The sequence below is a fragment of the Pseudoalteromonas sp. UCD-33C genome, from assembly GCF_001306895.1.
Classification (GTDB): Bacteria; Pseudomonadota; Gammaproteobacteria; order Enterobacterales; family Alteromonadaceae; genus Pseudoalteromonas.
Window position 1 is genome coordinate 1 of sequence record NZ_LJTB01000008.1, and the last position, 15,160, is coordinate 15,160.

A 15,160-nucleotide genomic window follows, 5' to 3' on the forward strand; every position below is an offset into this window, starting at 1 on the left:
GCAGACATTGAATGTCAATTCGAGCTCTTACCTTGGTCTAGGGCGTATCACTTAGCTCAGCAAAAGCCGCTGTCAGGTCTGGTCTCTACGGCACGTATTCCCGACCGTGAAGATTTATTCAAGTGGATTGGTCCAATGGCATCCTCTCGTAACTTTTTTTATCGTTTACAATCAAATGACCGTATTAATCCTATCGATTTATCGCAAGTGAAAGATCATAGCCTGTGTGTTGTTAGAGACAGTATTTACGAAAAATTTGTAGAGAGCATTGGCTTTGAAGGGGATAAAAACCTCCTCAAAGTGAGTCACTATTACGAGTGTATTAATTTATTTTTCAAAAATAAAATAGAGCTCATTATTGGATCTGAGCTTTCGTTTAAGTACCAATTAATGCAGTACGGTCACCAAGGGCGAGAAGTGGTTAAGTTAGTTGAGTTGCCTCTAAATGGCACGGTAGGAAACTTTCTAGCCTTAAATAAGGCCTTACCCGAAGAGCTAGTCAGCCGATTACAGGCAAGTTATGACAAGCTGAGTAAGCAGGGCTTGTTAGAGACTTATATTGAGCAATATAAAGCAAATTAAGGGCGCTGTGCTAGCATCATCACAGCATTGTATTTAGGTGTCATTATTACTTCATTAAACGCTGCTTTTAAGGCATCGATATAGCGTTGGTCGGTATTAATATTTGCTGCGAGATAACCTTTCATGGTTAAAAAGTCGATTGCATGAGCAAAGCTGAAACGAGCTTCATCCAGTGCTAATTGCTCAGCCATGGCCGCTATATAGTTCTTATCATCAATGATTAAATCAACCTTGCCCGACATCAACAGGTGATACGACTTATTAATATCAGAGGTATATACTACAGTGTAACCTCGTTCTGTTAGGCGCTGCGCTGCTAGGTCATGACGTTGTACCGCTATCTTATATTGCTTGGCTTGCTCATTTGAAGTGATGTTTATATCGCTGCGAGAGCTCAACTTAACAAAGCCCATTTGATAGGTTGCCACTTCACCAATCCAATGAAAGTGTTTTTCGCGTTCAGCAGTTTTCGCCATACTATAAATAAATATATTCGGTTTCTTCAGTGCCATATTGTAGGCACGGGCCCAAGGGTAAAGTTCTATATTCGCGTTCAAATTAGCTTTAGCAAAAATGGCTTTCACAAGCTTGGTGCTCTCACCGGCAACTTGGTTATTGATTAGAGTTTGATTAGGTGGCGACAGTTCAGTCACAACGGTTAGGGTCGGCTTACTCAGTGCTGGCCAACTAAAGAAAAGAATTAGCAAATAAAGTCGTAAATAGTTCATTTATGTACTTAAAAGGACTTAGTAATTAAATCTTAGCACATAAAACGATAAAAGGGCCTTGCGGCCCTTGGTGAAGTATCGTTCAAGTCAGATAGACCTTTAACCCCTTAAAGTCCTATCCTATTGTTTTGCAACTACGGCTCATCTCATTAAGTTTCTAAGCTAGCGAGAGGAAAAAACCTGCAATTGCTGCACTCATGAGGTTAGCCATAGATCCTGCTAACACTGCTCTGAGCCCTAAGCGTGCGATATCCTTTCGCCGACTAGGCGCCATACCGCCTAATCCACCTAGTAAAATTGCTATCGATGATAAGTTAGCAAACCCACATAACGCGAATGTGACAATCGCTTGTGTGTGCGCACTTAACGTATCGCGATAATTAATAAAGTCGAGGTAAGCAACGAATTCGTTAACTACCACCTTCTGACCTATAAAACTGCCTGCGATTACTGCTTCGTTCCAAGGTACACCTAATAACCATGCAACTGGAGCGAATACGTAACCTAAAATTTCTTGTAGCGTTAATGTTGGATGATCAAACCAACCACCAATACCGCCTAATAACCCATTTAGAAGTGCAATAAGTGCTACGAAAGCAAGTAACATCGCACCTACGTTCAGTGCTAGTTGCATACCGTTTGCGGCACCTGATGCAGCTGCATCAATTACGTTAACCGGTTTTTCTTCTTGTACGTCTAAATCAGCTAAATCTTCTTTTGGTGTTTCGGTCTCTGGCACAATCATTTTTGCCATTAAGAAACCACCAGGTGCCGCCATAAAGCTGGCTGCAATTAAGTATTTAAGCTCTACACCAATTGTTACGTAACCTGCCATAACAGAACCTGCTACGGTAGCCAGGCCACCTACCATTACCGCAAATAGCTCTGACTTTGTCATGCTGGCGATAAATGGTTTAACAATCAATGGTGCTTCTGTTTGGCCAACGAAAATATTGGCGGTTGCAGAAAGCGATTCTGGGCGCGAGGTTTTCAATAGCTTTTGTAAGCCACCGCCTAGAATCTTGATTATCCAATCCATCACCCCGATGTGATACAAAACAGCAACGAGTGCTGAGAAAAACACGATAACGGGTAATACTTGTATCGCAAAAATGAATCCTAAGGTATCTTGCGATGCCAGTGAGCCAAATAAGAAGCTAATCCCGTCATTGGCATAACCAATAACTGATGAGACCCCTCGTGACATACTTGCCAGTACGTTTTTGCCCACTTCGAAGAACAAGACAAAGCCACCAATTAACACTTGAAGTAAAAAGGCGATGCCTACAGTTCTTAAATTAATTGCTTTACGGTTCGTTGAAGCCGCAAAAGCAATGCCTAGTAGCACAACTATGCCTACTAAGCTCATAAATGTTGTCATACTGACTATTTCCCGTTGTTATTGTTGCAGTAAATATTTTATTTTACTTTTAATTATATCAATGGCAACGCGATTCATACCGCCGCGTGTGACTACGAGATCAGCTTTGTGCTTTGATGGCTCAATAAACTGATAAAACATAGGTCGCACTGTCGCTTGATATTGATCAACAACGGACTGTAATGTTCTGCCACGCTGCTCCATATCTCGTTGCATACGGCGCATAAGGCAGATATCTAAAGGTGTATCAATAAACACCTTAATATCAAATTCTTTTCGAAGTGCCGGATCACTCAATAGCAAAATACCTTCAACGATAAGTACTTTTGCAGGTGCCACTCGACGCGTTTCATCGCTACGGGTATGCATTGCATAGTCATAAGTTGGTACGTCTACTGATTTTCCAGCGCGCAATTGAAGTAAGTGCTCATGCAAAAGCTCATGCTCGAAAGCATCAGGATGGTCGTAATTGGTTTGCGTTCGATGGTCAAACGGCAAATGCGACTGGTCTTTGTAATAAGCATCTTCTTCGATCACTGCGATCGCGCCCGGTTCAAGCTCATTGACTAATTCGTTATAAATTGTCTTGCTAAAAAGAGACTTGCCCGACGCAGATGCGCCAGCAATAGCTATAATTGTTCGTGTCACTAAAGTTCTCGCCCACACAGAAGGAAACATTGTTAGGTAGATCACAATAGCAAAAAAGACACGATTAATCTCTTTTGCTTCGCTTAGAGATGCAAATTTATAATGTTTCTGTTTTATGAAACAGGACTTATGTCCTGTACCAAAAATTCGAAGAGCATATAAAGTATTCACATATTGATAACGAGGTACCCATGGCAAGAGCACTCATCTTAATGGCAGATAGCCTAGGAATTGGCGCAGCACCTGACGCAGAGAAGTTTGGTGACGTAGGCGCAAATACCTTTGCTCATTTACTTAAAGCCTACGCAGAAGAAACAGGTGAGCACTTATCGCTACCTAATCTTACCCGTTTAGGTTTAGCTGATGCATGCGAAGCCGCAGGTAAAGAGCCTTGTTTAGTCAGTGACCGACAAGCACCTATTGGCGCATGGGGTTACGCTAAAGAGTTATCAAGTGGCAAAGACACGCCTTCAGGGCACTGGGAAATGGCCGGTGTACCTGTGTTATTTGATTGGGGTTACTTCCCTAATACACAGCCGTGTTTTCCACAAGAATTTGTTGACGAGCTAATTGCTCGCGCTGAGATTCCTGGCATTTTAGGTAACTGTTATGCATCAGGAACAACCATTTTAGAACAGCTAGGTGAAGAACATATGCAAACCGGTATGCCGATTTGCTACACCTCTGTTGATAGCGTGTTTCAAATAGCCGCGCACGAAGAATCATTTGGACTGGAGAAACTTTATCAGGTTTGCGAAATCGCACGGGCGCTGCTTGATGAAATGAACATAGGAAGAGTGATTGCGCGGCCATTTTTGGGTTCGAGCCGTGACGATTTTGCCCGTACAGGCAATCGTCGTGACTATTCGGTGCTGCCACCGTCGCCAACCTTGCTTGATAAATTATCGCAAGACGGCGGTGAAGTGATCAGTATTGGTAAGATTGCCGATATCTATGCGCACCAAGGCATCACCCAAAAACACAAAGCGCCAGGGCTAATGAACTTACTTGAGAAAACCTCAGAAGTCATCGCAAGCGCACCTGACCATAGTTTGATTTTTACAAACTTAGTTGATTTTGATGAAAAGTACGGTCATCGTCGTAATGCAGTTGGCTATGCCGAAGCATTAAAAGAGTTTGATGATTACCTACCGACTATTTTAAATCAGCTAAATAGTGATGATGTATTAATTATCACAGCCGATCACGGATGTGATCCAACAGCAGCAGGCACTGACCATACACGTGAATACGTGCCAGTACTTGCATACCAACCGGGAATGACAAACACCCCGCTTGGAGAACGAGCTAGTTTTGCAGACATAGGTCAAACCCTTGCCCAGTGGTTTAATCTTCCTGCACTTGAATACGGTGATAGTTTTAACGACAAGCTATTAGCGAACAAAAAAGGAAACCAATAATGAGTACTCCTCATATCAGCGCCAATGTAGGCGAATTTGCAGAAACGGTATTAATGCCGGGTGATCCGCTTCGCGCTCAATACATTGCTGAAAACTTTTTAGATGACGCAAAACAAGTAACAGGCGTTCGTAATATGTATGGTTTTACCGGTACCTACAAAGGTAAACCAGTGAGTATTATGGGCTCTGGGATGGGTATTCCATCAATGTCAATTTATGCCCGTGAATTGATCGTTAGTTACGGCGTTAAAAATCTAATCCGTATTGGTACCTGTGGCGGTATTGGTAGCGATATCAAAATCCGTGACGTTATCTTTGCACAAGGTGCAAGCACAGATTCAAACGTAAACCGTGCGCGAGTACGTGGTTACGACTTTGCCGCAATTGCTGATTTTGGTTTATTACTTAACGGTGTTAACGCAGCAAAAGAATTAGGTATTGAAGCGAAAGTAGGTAATGTATTTACAACAGATACATTCTACCAAGCAGATAACACATTCTATCAAGAATTAGACAAGCTAGGCGTACTTGCTGTTGATATGGAAACAGCTGGCATGTACGGCGTAGCTGCTGAATACGGCGCAAAAGCGATGGCACTATTTACTGTAAGTGACCACGTAATCACTGGTGAAGCAACACCAAGTGAAGAGCGTCAAAGCACCTTTAACGAAATGGTTAAAATTGCTTTAGAATCAATTTAAATAAGTTCCTTGGTAACGTATTCACTGAAATTTGGAAACACGCCCAAAGTGAAGTGAGACTAACCTCAAAGCCGCATTTATGCGGCTTTTTTTATAGCTGCTTATTTACCTCGCGTAAAATCCTGCCCGCATCTCGCATCTCGCATCTCGCCAATTTAAGCCTAAATTGTTAAAAAATAGTTGTATTCGTAAGCAATTATACTTTATTGTTAGGTTTCAGTTTTGTACCTGAAATGTAAATAATAAAAAGTAAATTTTCGGATTAAATACTAAGGAATAGTATGAAATATAAATACCTACCTCTAAGTCTCGTCTTTTCATCTTTACTTGCTGGCTGTGGTGGCAGTAGTGGTGGTAAAGAGGAACCTAAACAACAAGAATCAACAAACTCAGCACCCGTTGCAGTTATTGATACTAGTTCAACCCTTAATGGTGAAAGTGTTGCAATTAGTGTTCTGGAAAATGACACAGATAGTGATGGTGATGCGTTAACTGTTGCGCAAATATTAACGCAGCCAACTCACGGAACAGCAGCGATTTCAAATAATGAAGTGCTTTATACTCCGCTTGATGCAAACTTTGCAGGAAAAGATAGCTTTAGCTATCAAATAACAGATGGAGAAAAAACGTCACAAGCAAGCGTTGAGCTAACATTATATCAGCAGTTGACTTTACAAGGGCAAGTGGTTGATAAACCAATTGCAAATGCTGATGTCTCTCTAACAGTTAATGGCGAAACATTTGAAACTCAAGCTGATAGTAATGGCTTTTATCAGTTAGATGTTAAAACGTCAGATATAACCGATATGCTTTTATTAAAGGCGATTGGTACGGCTAATGATCAACAACACGTCGAGTTAGTTAATTTATTTGGGAGTTTTGAAAATGTGATGCTTACTTCAGGTGAGGACCGCATTTATTCATATGAGCAAGGAAATAATGCCAACATCACCCACTTATCGACTGCCCACTATTTATTGGCTGAAGAACAAAATGCTGAAGACACAATAACTACCCAAGAAGCTTACGATAGTTTATCTGCACAAATATCACCAAAGGAATTATTAGATACTGCAAGTTTTATAAAACTGCTGGTCGATAATGATAACTATACAATTGCTGAAGGTACATCGTTGACTTTACTAAACACTGGTGAAGTTAAAGAGGCAATAAATGCTTACTTAGTGAGTATTGCTGCAATGGATACGCAAGGTAATCTAACCGAGCAGTATGAAGCTGATTTCACACAAGCGAAAAATGACTCCATCAGCAGTACTGATTTGGCCTTTACTGAACAAGAGCTCATTGAGCAACCACTATTCACATTTTCAGCGTACCGTAAAAAGTTAATGCCGCTATATGCAGATAAAACACTTATTTTGAATAGTGATCATCAAGGTAAAAGTATAATCGCTAACAATAACAATATTCTAGAGGCTAGTGTTGAGTGGAAAATCGAACAAGGTAAGCTTGTATTCGATTTTTCAGAAGACTCTGTTTTACTGAATTTAATTGATTTAAGTTTCAATATTGACAATGCATTAACGGAGATTTCTCAAAAATGGGGCGAAGATATCGCCATGGCAATATATGATGCTTACACTGAGGAAAAAATAAATTCATTTATTACTTTTAAAAAGTACCCACTAAAAAGAACGGTTTCTAAATTAGCCAATGATAAGTCAGGTGTTTTAGCATACATTTCTGGGGTAGATGTTGAAGAGTTAGTGATCCCGGATGCCGTTGAATGGGAAACAGATACTTTAATTTACGAAAAACCAATTGATGGAGCATTGAAAATTGTTAACGGCACCAACGATGAATTTTCATTGCTTAGTTCAGAACAGTTAGTTGGGGAGTGGTCAGTCCCATCACTGTATGCCTCAGAGGAAATTTCAGGAAGCATTCTTAATCATGAATACTTAACAATTTCAGGCGCGACAGCAACTGCGAAACACACTGGTAAATCTTATGTAGTAGAACGCTTAGAAAATAGCTTGGTTCTTTCTAGCTCTACAGAAAAAGTGACTTATACGCCGATTATGTCTGATGGTAATCGTTACTTAACCTTTGTACAGCAATGGGAAAATGGCGAGCTAATTTTTCAAGGTACAGGCTCCGTTGTTAAGGTACAAGACGATGCTGAATTGTTTTTCGAAAATATGATTACAGAGCTACCAAAGGTGTATCAACCTATGATTACAGTAATGAATCATGGTAGTGAAAGTGTATATGAAGATGACTTAATGAATATTGATTATCTAAACGCTTATCAGTTTGATTCGAACAATACTGTAAAACGGGCTATTCGTTCAGCTCATTTAATAGATGGGCCTGATAACTATTTTCACATTGGTACCGAATGGACGTGGAGCAGAACAGATAACCAAATTAAAATGGGCTATGAAAGCGACTTTGAAATGCGCTATAGATTTTGGGACGTATTAGCGTATGTTCCTGAGTCAAATTCTGCATTAGTACATGAGTTTTCTCTTTATGGTTATGATGAGGATAATAATGGTGAAATTTCTGAGGATGAAATTGAAAACTTAATTTATCCTCGCATTAACTTTATCAAACTAGAAGATCTTAGCCTTTGGGAAGCTGCATGGCAAAACACGGTTAATAAAGGCTTATAACCTAATTAATGAAACCCTATCAAAGCCGCATTTATGCGGCTTTTTTTATAGCTGCCTGTTTACCTCGCGTAAAATCCTGCCCGCATCTCGCAACCGGCCCTTAAAACTTGAAAATTCAACCAATTGTTGCCACTTTTAATAGAGGAACAATAATTGAGGATGTGTATGTCTAATTGGGTTGAAGCTAAGGTAAAAGACGTTAAATGGTGGACCGACTCATTATTTAGCTTAATCGTTAATGCCGATGTTGAGCCATTCACGGCGGGGCAGTTTACAAAGCTAGCGATGCAAGTGGGTGATAAACGTGTAGCTCGTGCATATTCTTATGTGAATGCACCGAACAATCCCGACCTCGAGTTTTATCTTATCAATGTCAAAGACGGTCAACTTTCTCAACAACTCGCACAATTAAAGCCGGGTGACTCAGTGACTATAGAGCGCCGCGCGACAGGCTTTTTTACCCTTGATGAAGTACCAAGCAGTGAGCAGCTCTATATGCTGAGTACAGGTACTGCGCTTGGGCCTTTTATTTCAATATTAGAGCAGGGCGAAGTGTGGCAAAAGTTTGAGCATGTTCATTTAGTGCATGGAGTTCGTCTTAATGAGGACTTAAGTTATCAGGAGCGCATTAAAGCACTACAGCAGCAGTTTCCAAATCTTTACTATTCGCCTGTAGTCAGCCGAGAGTCAGCCACAATCGGTTTTAATGGCCGGATCACAGACGTAATTAAAGATCATCGTTTATTTGATGTAATAGGGTGCCCAACTGTACCTGATACCGCACAATTTATGATTTGCGGTAACCCACAAATGGTAAAAGATACTACGGCTATTTTGTTAGAGCTTGGTTTTAGCCGCAACAGACGCCGTGAACCAGGGCAGATCACAGTAGAGCAATATTGGTAAAAAACTATGCCAAACAGCTAGAATTTGCTACCTTAGCGCCTCAAATCAGGAATGATGCATTTAGGAAAAGTATGAAACCGTTATTTTTTGCAATCAGTTTATTACTCTCTTGGCAGTCAATTGCAAGTGACGAAACCACCGAACAAACCCAACCTCAAACGAGCAATGAACAAAAAGCCGAAAAGAAGGACGTACCTAGCTTAGAGTTTATTGAAGAAAAGCCAGCTACAGAGCAAAAATCAGCGTCTGAAACTGAAAAAGCGACTGTAGAATCCGCTCAAGTAGAAGAAAAAGCTGAAGAAGCCGCGAAGGCAACGAGTGAAACAACCACAAGCAGCGACGAACAAAAAGCGACAGCCGCAGCCTTAAAAGCGGTTGCAGAAGTTGATGATAGCAAAGTACTCGGTACACAAACCCCAGCACCTGCAGAGCAACCAAAAACAGTTGCCGAAAAACAGCAAGCCGTTGCAGAAGCAGAAAAAGCCGTTAACCAAGCTAAAGAAGCACTAACAGCGAAGCAGCAAGAAAAAGCACGTCAGTCACGTGAATCGATGGCGGTGATTGAACAGCTGATTGCAGCTTATAATGCTCGTAACATTGATGCTTTTATCAAGATGTACGATGAAAACGTTGAGTTTTATACATTCCCGAATGAGTTGATGTTCACCGGTAAAGAAAAACTCATTGCACGATACGGCATCATGTTCAAAAAGCTAAAGTGCATTAAATCATCGCCGATTAAACGCATTGTACTTGGCAACATCGTGATTGATCACGAACTCTCTGAAACCTGTACACAAGACCCTAAAGTCGTCGACAAGCGCTCTGAGTTCGTCACCAGCTACAAAATAGAGAATGGTAAAATAACTAAAGTGTTATTCTTCCGTTAGAAAAAAGAGCAGCTCAGCTGCTCTTTTTTTATGGGTGAAAGTTAGCAAGAGTAAAGTTAGCGAGAGTAAAGTTAGCAAGAGTAAAGTTAGCAAGAGTAAAGTTAGCGAGGCACGAGATTCGAGGTAGCAGCGATTTTACATCGCGTCCTAGAACCCAAAGCCTAGCGCCTAATGTTTCTCACGTAGGACTGGCTTTAGCCGGGAATTGTCTTAAGTTAGCGAGAGTAAAGGTACGAGTAACGAGATGCGAGATATGAGATGCGAGATATGAGGTAGCAGCGATTTTACATCGCGTCCCAGCGCATAGGATATCTAGAACCTAAAGCCTAAATCCTAGCGCCTAAATCCTAGCTCCTATGACGCGGGATAAAACGTAGGCGTGAAACTTGTTTCGCGCTATTAATCTTCATTAATTTCAGGAATTACACCTTTTAAACGGGTGATATCTTCATCACTAACGTCTGCAAAATGTTTAAAGTGAGTCGGCCAATCTTTGCAATATTCTTCAATCTCTTTAATGATGTTTTTTGCTGCTGAATTTGCTAACCCAAATCGCTTAGCCTGAGATAAAAAATTGCTTTTACTTGCATAACGCCCATCATCACCAAAGCCAAGACCGTGTTGTTTTGAGTTGTTGATTGGAGTGATGTCATAGGCTGGACTTAATCGCCAATTTTTTTGTGAAAATGAATATAGGAATGCATGATTGCGAGTGTGATCATCTGTATTACCAATATACGCATTGAACACCATTCGCTTAAACAACTCTTCAGCATCACCTGCATTTTGCATTGTTTGGTGCCTAATAAATTCAGCTAATTGACCATATGAGTAGTCATTTGAAAGATCACTCATAGCAACTTTGGGTTTTTGAAGTAAGCTATTCGCACTTAAAAAGTGGTGTGTTGGTAACCCATTACTAACATCAAACCGCTCAACAAGTAGCACATCACCGGTATGTGTTTTATGAATAAAGGTAGGAGCCGTTCGAATACCAAGCTGTTCCGCCATTTTCATTGCAGCATGTTCAGCTCTGACTAGATTGAATAAATCATCTTGGCGATTGAATTTTGCTAAGTAGAGTTTGTTGTCAATTTGGATAGAGGTCTTTGGTCTAGCTCCCCCCATGCTTTGGCCAAATTCAAATGCTTTCTTAGCTTCATCAGAAATTGTTTTATTCGCCAGCAAGTCATCTTTAGCTTGGTCTAGCAAGGCTAAATCAGACAAGGTATTTTTGTTAGTTTTATGCTTTGAGGCACTTCGCGAGAGACTAAAAACAAGAGCTCCTACGCCATACCCAGACCCGGCTAATAAAAATTCTAACTCGTTTTTGGGTTTTGTAGTATGAAGCGAAAGAATTAACTTGCGCCCCCACGAGTCGGCTCCTGCATCACTTAATACGCCAAATACACCTCTGTTTGCCCTGTAACTGAAAATCCCCGACTTTAATGGCAGATGTATTGGATCTAGAGCAAAGGCATCGCTTCGGGCTAAATAGCTCTTACCATAGTTGAACTCACCTCGACCTGATTGATTATCTAATTTAAAGTAACCACAGATAACGGGTTTTTCTTCTAAACCATCTATAAAAACATAGCACTCAGAAGTCATCATTGATTTCCTGTGGTGAATTTCGTTTGCGCTGGCGAGCATTGTATCCACCTACGTCGGCCGCTAATTCATTTATTTCATCAAGAAGCGATCCCTGTAAGTTAAGTACAACCAGCGCTTCAAAAAGAATGTCACTTTTCACAACATCACCTTGCTCTAACTTTTGTACAGTCGAACGTGATACCCCAATCATTTTCGCAAATGTACTTTGCGTATAATGAAGTGTTCGGTGCTGGCGTATCAAATCTCCCAGCTTTTGTGCCATTTTTGTAGCCTGTTCAGAACGCATATTGATTACTTTTATAATCATTAGATGTTTAATGATTAGTTTAGCGGTATTTAATGTTTTTGCAATAGAGGGGAATAAAGTTACAAGTTAGCGAGTTTCAAGGGGGAAGAGTAAAGTTAGCGAGTTTCGAGGTACGAGATACGAGGTAGAAGCGATTTTATATCGCGTCCCAGTGCCTAGGACCTAGAACCTAAACCCTAGCGCCTATGACGCGGGATAAACCCGCTGCTACATGTAGGCGTGAAACTTGTTTCGCGCGTCTGAGAGCTTACGGCTGACAGCTGACCGCTTCTATACGTTGGGCCTTGCTCTGCTCGGCCCAACGCATCCTTCTTTCGTCTTGGCTATGCTGTTTCGTTTAACAACGAATTAAAGCTGTCGTTGTCGTGTAGGCTGGCAAACGCGCTTTCGTGTAATAGCTCGTTACGTAGGTTAGGAGAATACTCAAGGGCCATACGAATATCAGCCATTGCATCGGCGTGTTTGTGCAGTAACGCATAGGCGCAAGCACGCTGCCAGTATGCGTAGCCGTAGTCGCTATCAATTTCTAATGCTTGATTACAAAGCTCGATAGCTTCACCTGTTTCGTTAATTTCTAACAGTGCATCTGCTTTATAGGCAATGGCTTCTACGTCTTCTGGTTTACGTTTTAAAATCTCGTCAAAAATCTCAATCTTATTCGCAACGTCGCTTTCTAAATTGGCACGCATCCATAAAGAGTGAACTTCATTAGTGATTGAGATCTTTTGTTGGTTTAATAAGATCTCTTCAGATCGCTCACGTAGCTTTTCTTCAAGTACTTTTAGGCGCTCTTCGTATTCTTGTGTAATCGCACTAACACGTGAGTTTACTATGTCTTCTACTTTGTTTTTCACATCACGCAGTGAATTCCAACCAACTAAAACCAAAATTGAAGCAGTAATCGTAATAATGAAAAACACATTATTAATGGTGTCTGTTGTATAAGTTAATGCTCGATCGGCAGTATCTAGTTGCGTATGAGCAACTTGTTTTGTCACATCTTCGCGCAGTTTTTGTTGGTCTTGGCGCACAGATTTTAATTCATCAAGAATATAGCGCTCTAACAATGGCTTATACATAGGTTCTTGAAGCTTATCGAGAGCTTGTTGTTGCTCTGCTTCGGTTAAAGCAGGGCGGTTTTCTGGCTCATTTTGAGCTGCTGCAAATGTACTAAAGCTCATTAAAAAAGTGATTAAAATTAAGGTATAACGCATGACATATTAATTTTTAGTGATTTCTGAGGTAACTGTAACATGCGTGAGCATTGTGGACTAGGCAAAAAAAAGCCAGCTCGGGGGAGAGCTGGCCAAACTGCTTAAACAACATAAAGTCGTAAGGGGTATCAACAGGAGTTAGGTACAATATACCCATTTTAATCTGAACAACTACTTAATACTTAATGAGTTTTTAAAAACTTATATTCGTTCTGTCAGAATCACAATGTTCGTCTAGACTTAAGGAGTCGTAAAACTAAAAGGTGAGAGTATGCGCCAACAACTAGTCCAACTGCTGTATGGAGTATCGATTTCTTCTGATCTTGATAGTGGCAATGTTGAATTAGCTGAACGCTTAATTCTGAATGCTGTACTTGATGGCCTAGAAATTGGCCGAGCTGGGATCTGGCTGTTAAACGACGAAAATACGGCGATTGAATGCCGTTTATTACTTGATAGAGAAAACGGCAAAGAAATTCAAATGTTAGTGCTCCCTCGTGATGCATATCCTGCCTATTTTAAAGCGCTCGACACCCAACGTACGATTACCGCAGTAGATGCTCATACCGACCCTGCCACCTTTGAATTTAGCGAAAGTTACTTAACACCTCTTAACATAGGTGCAATGCTCGATGCGCCAATTCGCTATAAAGGAAAAATGATCGGAATATTTTGCTGTGAGCACATAGGTGGAACAAGGCAATGGACAGAAGATGAATGCTCATTCATCGGTGCTTTGGCAGATCTTTATGGCAGAGCGCTCTCGGCACAAGAAAACGAACGTATCAATGCTGAACTTGAGCGTGCCAATCAGCATCTAGAACAACGTGTTGCAGAACGAACTCGTACGCTTGAAAAAACCTTATCTGAACTGACTGCGATGCAAGAAAAACTCATTGAAGCCGAAAAAATGGCTTCACTAGGTAACCTTGTTGCGGGGATTGCTCATGAGGTAAATACGCCGATTGGCATAGCTGTCACAGCAAATAGCTCAGCAAAAGATAAGCTAAACACGCTTAATAAACACATAGATTCAAATACCTTAACAAAAGCGGCCTTACTTGAAGGCATGAATCATTTAAACGAGTGTATCAAAATATCGTTTACCAACCTTGAGCGGGCCGCAAAACTGATTAGTGACTTTAAACAAACGGCGGTTGATCAATCATCCCTTAATTTACTCGAAACCAACATTAAAGATTACTTTGAAAATATTTTACATAGCTTAATGCCACTTACACGAAGTCATAATGTTGAAGTAAACATCAACTGTGTTGATGACTTTTCGCTTATAACTGTTCCGGGGGCGCTTAGCCAAATATTCTTAAATCTTGTAAATAACAGCTGTGTGCACGGATTTGTTGGCCGTGAGCAAAACCGCATAGATATCGCTGTAAGTATCGATAACGACACCAATAGTTACACCATAACCTATAAAGACAACGGTCATGGCATGACCGAAGATGTAATGTACAAGGTATTTGAGCCATTTTTCACTACCAAGCGAGGTAATGGTGGCAGTGGTTTAGGTATGTCGATAGTTTATAACCTTGCAACGCAAGCGCTGCAAGGCGAAGTGAACATCGATAGTAAACCTGATAACGGCGTTACTGTCACCTTCAAATTGCCGCAAAAACTCACATAACTAATTAATATTTATACAAGTTGTTGGCTAAATAATCTGGTGACTGGGTAATAAAATTAAAAATTAATCAGTTTGCTTAGCAAGGCAAGAAATATCAGTGCATTTGTTGTCTTTGCAAAACTGTTTGATACGTTTTTTAGAATATAAATAATTTATGCTTAAAGGTGTGATTAACAGTGCCAGCCAAAACAACACCGAACTTCTAAAGGTTAGCCCCACAAGCGAAGCAACTACCAGCCCCGTTAACATTAAAATAGGTAAATTGGCGATAAAAAAGTTAATGCTTAGTTGTCTAGCAACGTCAGGATTAATAGTTTTCATAAGGGCTACTCGCTGTTAAAAAATACCCTTATAAAATGGACGGTTTTACAAAATGAATCAAATCAGATTTTTCTATCGGTGCAATCGATTTAAAACCATGATCTAGATCTAGCTTTATTTATATACAACTCCTATAGTTTTAAACAACAGGAACTTATTTGCT

The 15,160-nt window shown here is 40.6% G+C and carries 14 protein-coding genes; 7 read left to right on the forward strand and 7 right to left on the reverse strand.

Annotated elements, in window-relative coordinates; genetic code table 11:
* Positions 1–582, forward strand: a 582-nt coding sequence (locus tag AOG26_RS14685) for a substrate-binding periplasmic protein (protein WP_054563191.1), incomplete at its 5' end; no start/stop codon positions are given.
* On the opposite strand, the gene AOG26_RS14690 is transcribed toward AOG26_RS14685, so the two are convergent.
* From AOG26_RS14690 to udk, 3 genes are all read right to left on the reverse strand, one after another.
* Positions 579–1,310, reverse strand: a complete 732-nt coding sequence (locus AOG26_RS14690) for a substrate-binding periplasmic protein (RefSeq protein ID WP_054563192.1) — start codon at positions 1,308–1,310, stop codon at positions 579–581. The genes AOG26_RS14685 and AOG26_RS14690 overlap by 4 nt on opposite strands.
* Before the next feature lie 157 nt (positions 1,311–1,467).
* Positions 1,468–2,691 (reverse strand): NupC/NupG family nucleoside CNT transporter, encoded by a 1,224-nt coding sequence (locus AOG26_RS14695; RefSeq protein ID WP_054563193.1) that lies wholly within the window; start codon positions 2,689–2,691, stop codon positions 1,468–1,470.
* Between the two features lie 18 nt (positions 2,692–2,709).
* Positions 2,710–3,339, reverse strand: a complete 630-nt coding sequence (udk, locus tag AOG26_RS14700; RefSeq protein ID WP_054553619.1) for a uridine kinase — start codon at positions 3,337–3,339, stop codon at positions 2,710–2,712.
* Positions 3,340–3,530: 191 nt separating this feature from the next.
* Here udk and AOG26_RS14705 point away from each other — a divergent pair, with 191 nt between their 5' ends.
* From AOG26_RS14705 to AOG26_RS14725, 5 genes are all read left to right on the forward strand, one after another.
* Positions 3,531–4,760 carry a phosphopentomutase gene (locus AOG26_RS14705; RefSeq protein ID WP_054563194.1) on the forward strand — a complete coding sequence of 410 codons (1,230 nt, stop codon included), beginning with the start codon at positions 3,531–3,533 and terminating at the stop codon, positions 4,758–4,760.
* Complete coding sequence (gene deoD, locus AOG26_RS14710) at positions 4,760–5,461, forward strand: purine-nucleoside phosphorylase (RefSeq protein WP_036972525.1); 702 nt, start codon at positions 4,760–4,762, stop codon at positions 5,459–5,461. Before AOG26_RS14705 ends, deoD begins: the two co-directional genes overlap by 1 nt.
* 281 nt (positions 5,462–5,742) lie before the next feature.
* Positions 5,743–8,100 (forward strand): Ig-like domain-containing protein, encoded by a 2,358-nt coding sequence (locus AOG26_RS14715; RefSeq protein WP_054563195.1) that lies wholly within the window; start codon positions 5,743–5,745, stop codon positions 8,098–8,100.
* 165 nt (positions 8,101–8,265) lie between these two features.
* Entirely contained in the window at positions 8,266–9,006 is a 741-nt protein-coding gene (locus tag AOG26_RS14720) for a ferredoxin--NADP reductase (RefSeq protein ID WP_054563196.1), read from the forward strand.
* A 71-nt stretch (positions 9,007–9,077) separates the two neighbouring features.
* The gene (locus AOG26_RS14725) at positions 9,078–9,896 is read left to right on the forward strand and encodes a nuclear transport factor 2 family protein (RefSeq protein ID WP_054563197.1); all 819 of its coding nucleotides are present in this window, start codon (positions 9,078–9,080) and stop codon (positions 9,894–9,896) included.
* Between the two features lie 399 nt (positions 9,897–10,295).
* On the opposite strand, the gene AOG26_RS14730 is transcribed toward AOG26_RS14725, so the two are convergent.
* The 3 genes from AOG26_RS14730 to AOG26_RS14740 form a co-directional block, all read right to left on the reverse strand.
* On the reverse strand, positions 10,296–11,507 hold the full coding sequence (locus tag AOG26_RS14730) for a type II toxin-antitoxin system HipA family toxin (RefSeq protein ID WP_054563198.1): 1,212 nt from the start codon (positions 11,505–11,507) through the stop codon (positions 10,296–10,298).
* Positions 11,497–11,796 carry a helix-turn-helix transcriptional regulator gene (locus AOG26_RS14735; protein WP_054563199.1) on the reverse strand — a complete coding sequence of 100 codons (300 nt, stop codon included), beginning with the start codon at positions 11,794–11,796 and terminating at the stop codon, positions 11,497–11,499. Before AOG26_RS14735 ends, AOG26_RS14730 begins: the two co-directional genes overlap by 11 nt.
* 344 nt (positions 11,797–12,140) lie before the next feature.
* A complete protein-coding gene (locus AOG26_RS14740) occupies positions 12,141–13,031 on the reverse strand; it encodes a tetratricopeptide repeat protein (protein ID WP_054563200.1) in 891 nt (296 codons plus the stop codon).
* 271 nt (positions 13,032–13,302) lie between these two features.
* Here AOG26_RS14740 and AOG26_RS14745 point away from each other — a divergent pair, with 271 nt between their 5' ends.
* On the forward strand, positions 13,303–14,676 hold the full coding sequence (locus AOG26_RS14745; RefSeq protein ID WP_054563201.1) for a GAF domain-containing sensor histidine kinase: 1,374 nt from the start codon (positions 13,303–13,305) through the stop codon (positions 14,674–14,676).
* Positions 14,677–14,739: 63 nt separating this feature from the next.
* Here AOG26_RS14745 and AOG26_RS14750 read toward each other — a convergent pair whose 3' ends face one another.
* Positions 14,740–14,997, reverse strand: a complete 258-nt coding sequence (locus tag AOG26_RS14750) for a hypothetical protein (protein WP_054563202.1) — start codon at positions 14,995–14,997, stop codon at positions 14,740–14,742.
* Between the last annotated feature and the right edge of the window lie 163 nt (positions 14,998–15,160).